The sequence below is a fragment of the Synechococcus sp. BA-120 BA3 genome, assembly GCF_034931285.1.
Classification (GTDB): domain Bacteria; phylum Cyanobacteriota; class Cyanobacteriia; order PCC-6307; family Cyanobiaceae; genus Cyanobium.
Genome location: NZ_JAYGHZ010000034.1, coordinates 1 through 12,166, shown reverse-complemented (window position 1 = coordinate 12,166; position 12,166 = coordinate 1). Strand labels below are relative to the sequence as shown.

Here is a 12,166-nt window from a genome sequence, read left to right as displayed (position 1 = left end):
GCCACATGGGCGCCGCAGGCGGCGGCCGTGAAGGCCACGGCGGTGGAGATGTTGAAGCTGTCGGCGCCGGCCCCGCCCGTGCCGCAGGTGTCGATCAGCTCCAGGGCCGGCCGCTCGCCCGGCAGGGGGCAGGCCTGCCGCAGGACAGCGGCCATCGCCGCCAGTTCCTCGCCGCTGGTGCCCTTGGCCCGCAGGGCGGCCAGCAGGCCACCGGTGAGCACCGGGTCGATGCCGCCGTCCAGCCAGCCCCGCATCAGGGCCTCGGCCTGCTCGGCCTCAAGATCCCGGCCGTTGAGGAGCTGCTCCAGCAGCCGGGGCCAGGTGGGGGAGGCGGGCATGACCGAACGCTGAAGCACCAGCGGCAACTTACGGGAGTCCGGCCATGGGGCGGAACAGGGGACAGGGGCGCAAGAAAAAGCCCGGGTGCAGAGCACGCCGGGCCGGGTGATGGGGACGCCCCCACTATCGCCCGAAGTGGACCGTTCTGACCAACGCGGCGCGATCGTCCGGCCGACGCCCCTCAGCCGGCGTCGTCGGAGGCGGTGTCGAAGCCCGAGCCCACCGCTTCGGCCACCGGTGCGGCACCGGGCCGGAAGCCGGCTGCCCAGATGGCCCGGGTGCGGGCATGGAGTGCGGCAGCGTCCAGACCCCAGAGGCGCAGGATCCGCTCGAGATCGTCGCGGATGTCGGCGGCGCCTGGGAAGCCCGCGTAGCGCATCTGCAGCCTTGCCGCATCCACCAGGTGGCCGTCCTCGGGCCGCTCCACCGCCAGCAGCCGGTCGACTGTTTCCCGGTCGATGGCATGGAGGGGATGGTTCTGGTCGTCCATGGCCCGGGCGGCCCGGGGGCCAGGGGAGCAGTGCCTAGGTTAGGGACCCCCTTGCCCCGCCTTCCTGCATGGCTGCCCTGCGGCTGGATCTGATCGGGCGGTACCTCCGGCCCCACAGACGCACGGTGCTGGTGGGGGCCGCCGCCCTGGTGGTGGTGAACCTGCTGGGGGTGGCGATTCCGCTGGTGGTGCGGCAGTCGATCAACGAGCTCAAGCCCGGTTTCGTGCTGGCGGACGTGCTCGGCGTGGCCGGCCTGATCGTCGTGATGGCCACCGTGATGGGGGCCACCCGTCTCTATTCCCGGATGCTGGTGTTCGGGGTGGGCCGCCAGGTGGAGGCCAGCCTCAAGGAGAGGATCTTCGATCACGTGCTCACCCAGGACCCCGGCTGGGTGCAGACCACCGGCAGCGGTGAGGTGATCAGCCGGGCCACCAGTGATGTGGAGAACATCCGCCGGCTGCTGGGCTTCGCCCTGCTCAGCCTCACCAACACGGTGCTGGCCTATGCCCTCACCCTGCCGGCGATGCTGGCGATCGATCCACTGCTGAGCCTGGCGGCCGTCTCCCTCTATCCCGGCATGCTGATGGTGGTGCGCCTGTTCGGCGGCCGCATGATGAAGCAGCAGCGGCGCCAGCAGGAGGTGCTGGCCAACCTCAGCGACCTCGTCCAGGAGGACCTCAGCGGCATCGGCGCCATCAAGATCTACGGCCAGGAGGCCACCGAGGAGAAGGCCTTCGCCGACCTCAACAAGGTGTACCTGGACGCCCAGCTCTCCCTGGCGCGCACCCGCAGCACCCTGTTTCCGATGCTCGAGGGCATCGCCTCCCTCAGCCTGCTGCTGCTGCTGGCCCTGGGCAGCGGCCAGCTGGAGAGCGAGCGGCTCAGCATCGGCGATCTGGTGGCCCTGATCCTGTTCGTGGAGCGCCTGGTCTTCCCGACGGCCCTGCTGGGCTTCACCCTCAACACCTTCCAGACCGGCCAGGTGAGCCTGGAGCGGGTGGAATCCCTGCTCAGCCATCCCCCCGCCATCGTCTCCCCCGCCGATCCCCTGCCCCCGGCCCGGCCGGCGCTCGGAGCCGTGGTGGCCCGCGGCCTCACGGTCCGCTACCCAGGGGCGGGGCAACCGTCCCTGGAGGACCTCAGCTTCACGATCCGCCCCGGGGAACTGGTGGCGGTGGTGGGGCCGGTGGGCTGCGGCAAGACCACCCTGGCCCGGGCCCTCGGCCGGATGGTGGAAGTGCCGCCCGACCAGCTCTTCCTCGACGGCGTCGACGTGACGCGGCTGCGGCTGAGCGACCTGCGCCGGCAGGTGGCCCTGGTGCCCCAGGAGGGCTACCTGTTCACCGCCAGCCTGGCCGACAACCTGCGCTACGGCGACCCGGAAGCCGGCATCGAGCGGGTCGAGCAGGCCGCCCGCCAGGCCCGCCTGGAGGGGGACATCAAGGGTTTCCCCGACGGCTACCGCACCCTGGTGGGGGAGCGGGGCATCACCCTCAGCGGCGGACAGCGGCAGCGCACGGCCCTGGGGCGGGCCCTGCTGGTGGACGCCCCCCTGCTGGTGCTCGACGACGCCCTCGCCAGCGTCGACAACACCACCGCCGCGGGCATCCTGCGCTCGGTGCGCGAGGAACAGCGGCGGACGGTGGTGATGATCAGTCACCAGCTCTCGGCCGCGGCGGCCTGCGACCGGATCCTGGTGCTGGAGGCCGGCCACCTGGTCCAGGAGGGCCACCACAACGACCTGCTGCAGCAGGAGGGCACCTACCGCCGGCTATGGGACCGGGAGGAGGCCGACCGCCAGCTCCAGGCCGCCTGAATTCGGTTTCAAACAGATGTTGAGCAGCCCCCATCGGGGGCGCCGGCTGGGCTTATCTGGAAGGGCCGTGGTTTTCTCAACGCCTGCCACGCCGTCCCCATGGCCCCCACCCCGTCGTTCCTCAGCCAGCAGCCCTACAACATCCGCTGCACCCTGACCTTCGGTGACATCTACGGCCAGGTGCTGGTCTGGATGGCGGTGATCTTCGTGAGCCTGGCGGCGGGTCTGGCCCTGATGGGGGCGAGCCGGCCCCTGTTCGCCCTGGTGGGGGTGGGGCTGATCCTGGTGCTGTCGCTGCCCTTCCTGCTGTTCGCGTTCATCACCACCCTGCTGAACCACATCGCCCTGGTGCCGCAGCAGGACCAGCAGGGCGCTGCCTAGGCTGGTTTCCCCGATACGAAACCCTTGTTCGGCCTCTTCAGCAGCCCTGCGAGCGACACCAGCCCAGCCGGCGCCAGCCCCCCGCATGTGGTGCTGGGCACCCCCCTGACGGCCCCGCCGGCGGCAGGCCAGGCGGAGGCCCAGTTCGGCTGCGGCTGCTTCTGGGGGGCGGAGAAGGGGTTCTGGCGGCTTCCCGGGGTGATCACCACCGCCGTCGGATACGCCGGCGGCCAGCTGGCCTCCCCCACCTACGAACAGGTGTGCAGCGGCCGCAGCGGCCACGCCGAGGTGGTGCGGGTGGTCTGGGACACCGCCCGGGTCTCCTTCGCCGACCTGCTCAAGCTGTTCTGGGAATGCCACGACCCCACCCAGGGCAACCGCCAGGGCAACGACCGCGGCAGCCAGTACCGCTCGGCCATCTACGTCGACGACCCAGAACTGCTCGCCCTGGCCGAAGCCAGCCGCGCTGCCTACCAGGCCGCCCTCGACGCCGCCGGCCGGGGCACGATCACCACGGAGATCGCCACCGGCCAGCGGTTCCACGTCGCTGAGCCGTATCACCAGCAGTACCTGGCCAAGCCCGGCAGCCGCCCCTACTGCTCGGCCCAGCCCACGGGAGTTCCCCTGGGCGACTTCGCCGGCGCCACCTACCTCCTTCCCGCCCACGTGTGGGAAAGCTATGACTGGGCCATCCCCCATTGCGTCCTTCGCGGCGACAATGCGCCGATTGCCCTCGTCTGACCGCTTCCGCCATGGCCGCCCCCCCGCTGCTCGCGCTCGGACTCCTGCCGCTGCTGGCCATGCAGTCCCCGTGGTGGGAGAACTACGACATCCGCGAGAAGTTCCTCTGCGGTGACCGCTTCTCGGTGGTGCTGGAGCGCAATGCCTCCCAAGCGTCCCTGATCGCGGGTCGCACGCGCGCCACCCTGTTCCGGGAGGCCTCCGACGCACCGGGCCTGCGCTATCAGAACGAATCCCTGCGGGTGATCCTGCGGGGTGATGAACTCACCCTCGAGCAGCTGCCCATCAAACGGGTCTGCGTGCGTAGCGAACAGGTATGAAGCCCCTCTCCGATCGGGTCGTGATCGTGGCCCTGATCGCCGCGGTGGGCCTCTGTTTCGCCCTGGCCTTCTGGACCGTGCGCCTGAACCCCTCCGGGGAGCCACCGCTGCAGTGGCGCCAGGGGCCCAGCGCCCTGGCGCCGGGCGCACCGGCGGCGGCCTTGCTGACGTGAGAGACCCCGCCGAGGAGCAGGACCCCCCCAAGCGTCAGCTGCATCCGCTGCCCAGGGGGCTGGTGGAGCTCTACGGCCTGCTGGCGGTGCTGTTCGTGCTGGTGCCCGAGTGGATGGCCGGTGGGGCGCTGAAGGGCTTCCCCGAGGGTCGCGGGGGCTCCGAGCTGCCCCTGCCGTCGATGGCCTGGCAGCGGCTGCCGGAGCTGCAGCTGGCGACGATGGGCCTGGCGGAACTGCGGCTGCTGGCCCGTCGCGAGCGCGTCCGGGGCTACACCACCATGGGTCGCCAGCGACTCACCAACCGCCTGATGCGACGCCTCTCCAGGCGGCGCGGGACCCCCAGGACGCTGTGATAGCTTCGTTCCGCCGGGGCGTAGCGCAGCTTGGTAGCGCACCACTTTGGGGTAGTGGGGGTCGTGGGTTCAAATCCCGCCGCTCCGATTCAGCCGGTCCGCCAAACGTTTTCCCCCTGTGGGCGTCGGTGGTTTTCCTTCCTGTCAGCTGATCCCATCAGCTGATTTTTTTTGGCCATGTCCGGGACTGCCTGGTCCTCGCCGGGCCTCAGCGCAGACGGGTGAGCACGTTGAAGCGCACCAGCCAGCGGTTGACGCGCCGCCGCAGGCGCGGGGGCACCTCCTGAACCAGCTGGAACAGCTCCTGGGAGGCCAGCCGACGCAGGGCCCGCACATCCACCCGCCAGAGGGCTTCCGCCTCCCGGATCAGCCGCGCCCAGGTGCGGGCCGTCTGCCAGCGACGCACACACTGCTGGGCCGGGTCAGCGGCGACAGCGGATCCGGTCGGCGGCCGGGTGACCATGACTCCGACGCCGAAGAACACCCCAAGGGTGGGGAGCTTGGGCGTTAGCGTCCGGGATCCCCGGTTCTGCTTCAGGCATCGAAACAAAAACGGAAGATTCCGGACCCCACAGCCACCGGCCTCAGGCGCTGTGGGCCAGCCCGTCGGCGGCGGCCGGATCCGCCACCAGCTGGACGGGGAAGGCAAGCGCCTCCGCTTCACGGCGGCTCAGCCGCCGGCTCCAGGCCCGCGGCACGGCTTCGTTCCAGCGGAACCCAGCCTCCCTGGCCCGGTGACGCTCGGCGTAGGGCAGCTCCGCCCGGTAAAGGCTGCGGGGCTCCAGGGCGGCCAGCAGCAGCGCCTCCAGATCGGCGCAACGCTCGAACACCTGGGCCAGGTAGATGCAGTCGGTGAGGGCCCGATGGGCGGCCCAGACCGGCACCCCGTAGGCCAGGGCCAGGTCGCGGACCGAGGGGGAACTGCGCAGCTGGCGCTCGGCCGGCCAGCGGATGTCCTCCATCGAGCAGATCCAGGGGCGCTCCAGAGGCGGCAGGGGCCCCAGGCCGAACCATTGCCGATCGAAGGCGGCATTGTGGGCCACCAGGGCATCGCAGGCCGCCGCCATGGCCAGGAAACAGGCCAGGGCCTCCTGCCGAGGCTGCTCCAGCCGGGTCACGGCGGCGGGAATGCCGTTGATGGCCTCGGCGGCGTTGGCCGCGCAGGGCAGCAGGAACGACACCTGGGACAGCACGGCCCTGTGGGGCACGTGGAAGAGGATCGCCCCCACTTCGATGCATTGCCCCTGGAGGGTGGAGAGACCGGTGGTCTCCGTGTCCAGAATCAGCAGAGTCTCGGGCCCCCGGGGAAGGGCCCGCTGGGGACGCCCGGCGCAGGCGGGGAGCGAGATGGGCACCGGGCGTGGCGGTTCGATGGGGGCCTGGGAAGCCTGGGGAGCCGATGGGACTGGCGGCGACGCAGGGGCCGGTGCCGGGGTTGCCTCAGGCGCGGTGGCCGCCCCAGGCTCCGGGGCGGCCAGGCCCAGCAGGTCGTTCTGCAGCCAGAGACCGGGTTGCTCCTGCATCGGCGTCATGCGCTCGCTGGTCCATGGTCGCAAGCCGGGCAAGGTCCCAGCACCCCCGTCCCCCGACCCCGTGCCCATCCCCGCCGGTGCCGGCTTCCTAGGGTTGGTGGATTCTGCCCCCGTCCCCCGCTCCGTGGCCCCAGCCCTCGCCCCCGGCGACACCGCCCCCCTGATCGCCCTCCCCGACCAGGACGGCACCGAACGCCGCAGCGACCGGCTGGAGGGCAAGGCCCTGGTGCTGTTCTTCTATCCGAAGGACGAGACCCCCGGCTGCACCATGGAGGCCTGCGCCTTCCGCGACAGCTACGCCGACCTGCAGGCGCTAGGGGCCGAGGTGTGGGGCGTCAGCGGCGACGATGCGGCCAGCCACCGGCGCTTCGCCAACCGCCACCGGCTGCCCTTCCCGCTGCTGGTGGATGGGGGCAACCGGCTACGCAAGGCCTTTGGCGTTCCCAGCGTGCTGGGGCTGCTGCCCGGCCGGGTCACCTACGTCATCGACGGGACCGGGGTGATCCGCCACGTGTTCAACAACCTGCTGGACGGCCCGGCCCACCGGCGCGAGGCCCTCGACGCCCTGCGCGGCCTGGAGGCCGCCTGAATCCGCGCGCAATCCAGCACGGGGGAACCGGACGATGACGGCGTGGCGACAGCAGGGGGAGCTCTGGCGGCTGGAGCCTCCGGGCCGGTCCCGCGGGCTGGTCGAGTTCATCGGCGGCAGCTACCTGGCGGCCACCCCCCAGCTGAGCTACCGGCGCTGCCTTGAGGCCCTGGCGGCCCGGGGCTGGAGCATCCACGCCTGGAGCTACGTGCCCGGCTTCGACCACCAGGCCCAGGCCAACGCCGCCTGGCGCCTGTTCCGCCAGCAGCGGGGTGAAGCCGCCTCCCCCCTGATCCGGCTAGGCCACAGCCTGGGCTGCAAGCTGCATCTGCTCGCCCCCGACGGCGGCCGCCGCTGCGATGGCCTGGTGGCCCTCAGCTTCAACAACTTCTCGGCCGAGCGGTCGATCCCCTTCCTGGCGGAGCTGGGCCAGCAGTTCCGCTTCCGCAGCGAGTTCAGTCCCTCCCCGGAGGACACCCTGCGGCAGATCGGCAGCAGCTACAGCCAGCCCCGCAACCTGGTGGTCCGCTTCAGCCGCGACACCATCGACCAGAGCGGCCGGCTGATCGGCGTGCTGCAGGCCAGGGCCGGCGACGCCTCCACCCTGCTGGAGCTGCCGGGGGATCACCTCACCCCCGCCAGCGGCGGCCTGCGCAAGCAGTTCCTGGGGGAGTGGGCCGATGATCCGGCCCGCCAGCGGGCCATGGAGCGGCTGGCCGATCAGATCAGCACCTGGTCCGGGACGGCCTGAGGCCTCCCGGCCCGGCAGGCGCGCTCACACCCTCAGGGCATCGAGCACCGAACGGTCCTCCAGGGTGGAGGTGTCACCGCTGACGTCCTCCCCTGCCGCCAGGGACCGCAGGATGCGGCGCATGATCTTGCCGCTGCGGGTCTTGGGCAGGGCATCGGTGAAACGGATCACATCCGGCCGGGCGATCGGCCCGATCTCCAGTCCCACGTGGCGGCGCAACTCGGCCTCCAGGGCCGCATCGCCCTCCAGGCCGACATCGAGGGTGACGAAAGCGACGATCCCCTCCCCCTTGAGCTCGTCGGGCCGGCCCACCACCGCCGCCTCCGCCACCGAGGGGTGGCTCACCAGAGCCGATTCGATCTCCATCGTGCCCAGCCGGTGGCCGGAGACGTTGATCACGTCATCGACCCGGCCCATCACCCAGAAGTAGCCGTCGGCGTCGCGTCGGGCGCCGTCGCCGGCGAAGTAGAGCCAGCTGCCGTCGGCGGGCCGGATGTGCTCCCAGTAGCTGCGGCGGAAGCGCTCCGGGTCCCCATGGACGGTGCGCATCATGCCGGGCCAGGGGCGTCGCACCGCCAGGTAGCCCCCCTGACCGGCCGGCACGCTGTTGCCCTCCATGTCCACCACGTCGGCGGCAATGCCGGGCAGGGGCAGGGTGGCGGAGCCGGGCTTGGTGGGGGTGGCCCCGGGCAGGGGGCTGATCATCACCCCACCGGTCTCGGTCTGCCACCAGGTGTCCACCACGGGGCAGCGGTCGCCGCCGATCACATCCCGGTACCACATCCAGGCCTCGGGATTGATGGGCTCACCGACGGTGCCGAGGATGCGGAGGCTGCCCATGTCGAACTGGTCGGGCACGGCACGGCCGCTCTTCATGAAGGCGCGGATGGCGGTGGGGGCGGTGTAGAAGATCGTCACCCGGTGCTTCTGGATCACCTCCCAGAAGGCGCCCGGCTTGCTCGGCCGTGGCGCCCCCTCGTACATCAGCGTGGTGGCTCCGTTGGAGAGGGGCCCGTAGACGATGTAGCTGTGGCCGGTGATCCAGCCGACATCGGCGGTGCACCAGTGGATGTCGTCCTCGCGGATGTCGAAGATCCACTGGAAGGTGAGGTGGGCCCAGAGGTTGTAGCCGGCGGTGGTGTGCACGACCCCCTTGGGCTTGCCGGTGGAGCCGGACGTGTAGAGGACGAACAGCCGGTCTTCGCTGGCCATGGGCTCGGCCGGACAGTCGACGCTCTGGCCGTTCACCAGCTCGTGCCACCAGACGTCACGCCCGGCCTCGAAGCCGGTGGCCTCGCCGGTGCGCCGCACCACCAGCACGTGCTCGACGCTGGGGCAGCCCTCCGCCAGGGCCTGGTCCACGGCGGGCTTGAGCGCCACCGCCTTGTCCTTGCGGAAGCCGCCGTCGGCCGTGATCACCAGCTTGGCCTGGCCGTCGATCAGGCGATCGCGCAGGGCCTCGGCCGAGAAGCCGCCGAACACCACCGAGTGGGGCGCGCCGATGCGGGCGCAGGCCAGCATGGCGATGGCCGCCTCCGGCACCATCGGCATATAAAGCGCCACCAGGTCGCCCTTGCCGACGCCGAGGGCCTTGAGGGCGTTGGCGGCGCGGCAGACCTCGGCGTGCAGCTCGCGGTAGGTGAAGGAGCGGCCGTCGCCGGGCTCCCCCTCCCAGATCAGGGCGGTCTTGTCGGCGCGGGGGCCGTCCAGATGGCGATCGAGGCAGTTGTAGGAAAGATTCGTTGTGCCCCCCTCGAACCAGCGGGCGAAGGGGGGATCGCTCCAGTCCAGCACCGTGTCGAAGGGCCTGAACCAGTGCAGCTCCGACCGGGCCGCCTCGCCCCAGAAGCCGTCCGGGTCGGCCTCGGCACGCGCCGCCAGGGCCTGGTAGGCCGCCATGGATCCGATGCGGGCCTCGGCGGCCAGCTGGGGCGGCGGGGCGAACTGCCGCTCTTCCTGGAGCACCGACTCGATGGTGGGGGAGGAGTCCTGGGTCATGGCGAGGCCTGCCGGGCAGGCTGGGGCATGGTGCATTCAACCGCAGACGGGCCACGCTGGAGGACTCCGTCCCCCTCCCATGCCCCCCTGGCTGACGATCCTGCTGCTGATGGGGCTGGTGATCGCCGTCCTCACCCCGAGCCGCCAGCAGTTCGCCTGGTTCCTGCGGCTGCGGCGCCCCCGCTGGCTCACCTTCGAGCGCTGGATCCCCCTGATCTGGTCGCTGATCTACCTCTGCTTCTACGCCTCGGCCCTGCTGCGCTGGGGGGCCGGGGGCGCGGCGGCGCCGCTGGCCATGGCCGCCTACCTGGTGCTGCTCGTCCTGGTGCAGAGCTACACGCTGCTGATCTGCCGCACCCGCCGGCTGGCCTGGGGTACGGCGGCGGGCCTGGCGGGCTGGATCTGGGGCCTGGGCCTGGCCCTGGCGACGCTGGCCGTTTCGCCCGTCGCCGCTCTGCTGCTGGTCCCGTTCCTGCTCTGGAGCCCGATCGGCACGTTCGTCACCTGGCAGATGCAGCGGCTGAACCGCTGAGACCCCACGGGCCAGCGGCGCCAGCCGGGCGATCAGGGCTGCTCATCCCTGCTTGGCAAGATCGGCCGGCGGCGTTAGCCTGGGGACGACCCACGGGACTGGAGCGGATGGCCATGGAGGAGCAGCCGATCACGCCCCATGCCGGCCCGACGCTCGACGCTGACGGCAACCTCACCTACGTGGGGGACGACGGTCGCCGCTATGTGGTGGGGCTGCCGCCGGACATCGATGAGGACAACGTCGAGAAGGTGATGACCCTGCTGCGGGGAGGCACGGCCCTGTTCCAGCAGATCGAGGCGCTCTGCCACCGCTGGATCAGCGAGGTGAGCGGCAGCGAACTCGATCAGCGGGCCGCCCTGGTGCTGCTGCTCACCACCCTGGAGACCGCCCTGGAGGATCGCTACCCCGAGAACGATCCGTCCTGATGCAGGCTGGTGGCATGCCCCAGCGACCCGCCGCCTGCCTGTTCGATCTCGACGGTCTGCTGCTGGACACCGAACCCGCCCATGCCCGGGCCTGGCAGGCGGCAGCCAGCCGCTTCGGCCGGCCCCTCGATGACGCCGAGCTGCTCAGCCTGCGCGGCCGCCGGCGCCGCGACTGCGCCAGCCAGGTGCGCCAGTGGATTGCCGCCGCGGGCGGGCCCCGCCTGAGTGAGGAGGAGCTGCTGGCGGTGCGCCAGCCGATCGCCGAGACCCTGCTGGCCTCCGCCCCGGCCATGCCCGGTGCCGAGGCGCTGGTGCGACGCTGCCGGGCCCTGGGGATCCCGATGGCGCTGGCCACCAGCAGTGCCCGCCCCGCGGTGGCGATCAAGGTGGCCCCCCACCCCTGGATGGCCCTGATCGACGAAAGGGTCCATGGCGATGATCCCGAACTGGGCGACGGCAAGCCGGCCCCTGATGCCTTCCTGCTGGCGGCCCGGCGCCTCAAGGTGGCCCCCACGGCCTGCTGGGCATTCGAGGATTCCAGGGCCGGGGTGGCCGCCGCCCTGGGCGCCGGCTGCCGCGTACACGTGCTGCTGCCGCCGGGGGTGAACTGCCGGGCCTATCCCGAGGGGGTGGTCTGCCTCAACTCGCTGGAGGAGGTGCGCCTGGATCCCTAGGGCCGGATCAGTAGAGGCGGCTGAGGACGAACTCGGGCAGGGCCCGCAGGGCGCTGCGGGGCTCAGACGGGGGCAGCCACTCGATCGCCTCGTGGGCCTCGCGGGCGAAGCCCTCGGCCAGGGCCCGGGAACGGCCGATAGCCTCGCAGCCCCGCACCATCGCCAGGGCCTGGTCGAGGTCGCCGGCCTCACAGAATTCACGCTCGATCAGCCCCGCCAGGGCGGGCCGCTCCTCAAGGGCATAGAGCACCGGAGCCGTGAGGTAACCCGAGGCCAGGTCGCTGGCGGCGGGCTTGCCCAGCTGCTGGTCGCTGGCGGTGAAATCGAGGATGTCGTCGACCACCTGGAAGGCCAGGCCCAGCTGGCGGCCGAAGCGGTAAAGGGCGTCGAGGCGCGGCTCGCTCAGGCCGGTGAGCACCCCGGCGGCCCGGGCGCTGTTGGCGATCAGGGAGGCGGTCTTGCAGTAGCTCTTTTCGAGGTAGGTCTCGAAGCTCTGGCCGGTGTCGTAGCGGAACAGGCCCTGGCGTACCTCGCCATCGGCGAGGTCCATGATCACGCGCGACAGGAGCTTGACGACATCGAGGTCATCGAGGTTGGCGAGGTGCCAGCTGGCCTGGGCGAAGAGGAAGTCGCCGGCCAGCACGGCCACGCGGTGGTTGAAGCGGCTGTGCACCGTGGCCACCCCCCGGCGGGTGGCGGCCTCATCAACCACGTCGTCGTGGACGAGCGAAGCGGTGTGGATCATCTCGGTGATCTCCGCCAGCCGCCGGTGGCGGGGGCTGAGGCCGCCGTCGGGAGCGATGGCCCGCGACAGCAGCAGCACGATGCCCGGCCGCAGCCGCTTGCCGCCGGCCGCGAACAGGTGCTCAGCGGCCGCCTGCAGAATCGGGTGGCCGGCGCCGATCAGGCTGCGCAGGTCGGCCAGCAGGGCATCGAGGTCGGACTCCACCGGCTGGAGCAACTCTGCAACCGTCGCCACGTCACCTCCACGATGAAAGGATCCTAGGGGCCGTGGCTCAGTAGGCGCGGGTGGGCGACTGCAGGCTGACGC

16 protein-coding genes, 1 tRNA gene and 1 pseudogene are annotated in these 12,166 nt (G+C 71.4%); 12 read left to right on the top strand and 6 right to left on the bottom strand.

Features of this window, described 5'->3' with window-relative positions:
* Both VB737_RS03010 and VB737_RS03005 read right to left on the bottom strand, forming a co-directional pair.
* Positions 1-338: pseudogene (locus VB737_RS03010) on the bottom strand (anthranilate phosphoribosyltransferase); the annotation flags it as partial.
* 182 nt (positions 339-520) lie between these two features.
* Positions 521-829: a DUF3288 family protein gene (locus VB737_RS03005; RefSeq protein WP_323304547.1), complete on the bottom strand. Its 309-nt coding sequence runs from the start codon at positions 827-829 to the stop codon at positions 521-523.
* Positions 830-897: 68 nt separating this feature from the next.
* Here VB737_RS03005 and VB737_RS03000 point away from each other — a divergent pair, with 68 nt between their 5' ends.
* The 7 genes from VB737_RS03000 to VB737_RS02970 all read left to right on the top strand — a co-directional run bounded on the left by VB737_RS03000 (position 898) and on the right by VB737_RS02970 (position 4,702).
* Entirely contained in the window at positions 898-2,646 is a 1,749-nt protein-coding gene (locus VB737_RS03000; RefSeq protein ID WP_500311014.1) for an ABC transporter ATP-binding protein, read from the top strand.
* A gap of 99 nt (positions 2,647-2,745) precedes the next feature.
* Entirely contained in the window at positions 2,746-3,027 is a 282-nt protein-coding gene (locus VB737_RS02995; protein WP_094585894.1) for a hypothetical protein, read from the top strand.
* Positions 3,028-3,051: 24 nt separating this feature from the next.
* Positions 3,052-3,768, top strand: coding sequence for a peptide-methionine (S)-S-oxide reductase MsrA (msrA, locus tag VB737_RS02990; RefSeq protein WP_500311012.1), 717 nt, complete (start codon positions 3,052-3,054; stop codon positions 3,766-3,768).
* Positions 3,769-3,779: 11 nt separating this feature from the next.
* Complete coding sequence (locus tag VB737_RS02985; protein ID WP_323304543.1) at positions 3,780-4,088, top strand: hypothetical protein; 309 nt, start codon at positions 3,780-3,782, stop codon at positions 4,086-4,088.
* Complete coding sequence (locus VB737_RS02980; RefSeq protein WP_500311010.1) at positions 4,085-4,261, top strand: hypothetical protein; 177 nt, start codon at positions 4,085-4,087, stop codon at positions 4,259-4,261. Before VB737_RS02985 ends, VB737_RS02980 begins: the two co-directional genes overlap by 4 nt.
* A complete protein-coding gene (locus VB737_RS02975) occupies positions 4,258-4,614 on the top strand; it encodes a hypothetical protein (protein ID WP_500311008.1) in 357 nt (118 codons plus the stop codon). Before VB737_RS02980 ends, VB737_RS02975 begins: the two co-directional genes overlap by 4 nt.
* Positions 4,615-4,628: 14 nt before the next feature.
* A tRNA-Pro gene (locus tag VB737_RS02970) sits at positions 4,629-4,702 on the top strand.
* A gap of 120 nt (positions 4,703-4,822) precedes the next feature.
* On the opposite strand, the gene VB737_RS02965 is transcribed toward VB737_RS02970, so the two are convergent.
* Positions 4,823-5,077 carry a hypothetical protein gene (locus VB737_RS02965; protein ID WP_500311006.1) on the bottom strand — a complete coding sequence of 85 codons (255 nt, stop codon included), beginning with the start codon at positions 5,075-5,077 and terminating at the stop codon, positions 4,823-4,825.
* Positions 5,078-5,198: 121 nt separating this feature from the next.
* On the bottom strand, positions 5,199-6,137 hold the full coding sequence (locus tag VB737_RS02960) for a 3'-5' exonuclease (RefSeq protein ID WP_500311003.1): 939 nt from the start codon (positions 6,135-6,137) through the stop codon (positions 5,199-5,201).
* 133 nt (positions 6,138-6,270) lie between these two features.
* On the opposite strand from VB737_RS02960, the gene VB737_RS02955 reads away from it, so the two are divergent.
* Both VB737_RS02955 and VB737_RS02950 read left to right on the top strand, forming a co-directional pair.
* Entirely contained in the window at positions 6,271-6,735 is a 465-nt protein-coding gene (locus VB737_RS02955; protein ID WP_500311001.1) for a peroxiredoxin, read from the top strand.
* Positions 6,736-6,769: 34 nt separating this feature from the next.
* Positions 6,770-7,486 carry a DUF1350 family protein gene (locus tag VB737_RS02950; RefSeq protein WP_500310999.1) on the top strand — a complete coding sequence of 239 codons (717 nt, stop codon included), beginning with the start codon at positions 6,770-6,772 and terminating at the stop codon, positions 7,484-7,486.
* A gap of 24 nt (positions 7,487-7,510) precedes the next feature.
* Here VB737_RS02950 and acs read toward each other — a convergent pair whose 3' ends face one another.
* On the bottom strand, positions 7,511-9,484 hold the full coding sequence (gene acs / locus VB737_RS02945; protein ID WP_500310998.1) for an acetate--CoA ligase: 1,974 nt from the start codon (positions 9,482-9,484) through the stop codon (positions 7,511-7,513).
* 79 nt (positions 9,485-9,563) lie between these two features.
* Between acs and VB737_RS02940 the strand changes: the two genes are divergently transcribed.
* From VB737_RS02940 to VB737_RS02930, 3 genes are all read left to right on the top strand, one after another.
* Positions 9,564-10,016 carry a TspO/MBR family protein gene (locus tag VB737_RS02940; RefSeq protein ID WP_500310996.1) on the top strand — a complete coding sequence of 151 codons (453 nt, stop codon included), beginning with the start codon at positions 9,564-9,566 and terminating at the stop codon, positions 10,014-10,016.
* Between the two features lie 113 nt (positions 10,017-10,129).
* Positions 10,130-10,441, top strand: a complete 312-nt coding sequence (locus tag VB737_RS02935) for a hypothetical protein (protein ID WP_500310994.1) — start codon at positions 10,130-10,132, stop codon at positions 10,439-10,441.
* A gap of 14 nt (positions 10,442-10,455) precedes the next feature.
* Positions 10,456-11,115 carry an HAD family hydrolase gene (locus VB737_RS02930; RefSeq protein ID WP_500310992.1) on the top strand — a complete coding sequence of 220 codons (660 nt, stop codon included), beginning with the start codon at positions 10,456-10,458 and terminating at the stop codon, positions 11,113-11,115.
* A gap of 7 nt (positions 11,116-11,122) precedes the next feature.
* On the opposite strand, the gene sds is transcribed toward VB737_RS02930, so the two are convergent.
* Positions 11,123-12,094, bottom strand: coding sequence for a solanesyl diphosphate synthase (gene sds, locus VB737_RS02925; protein ID WP_043325320.1), 972 nt, complete (start codon positions 12,092-12,094; stop codon positions 11,123-11,125).
* Positions 12,095-12,166 lie beyond the last annotated feature (72 nt).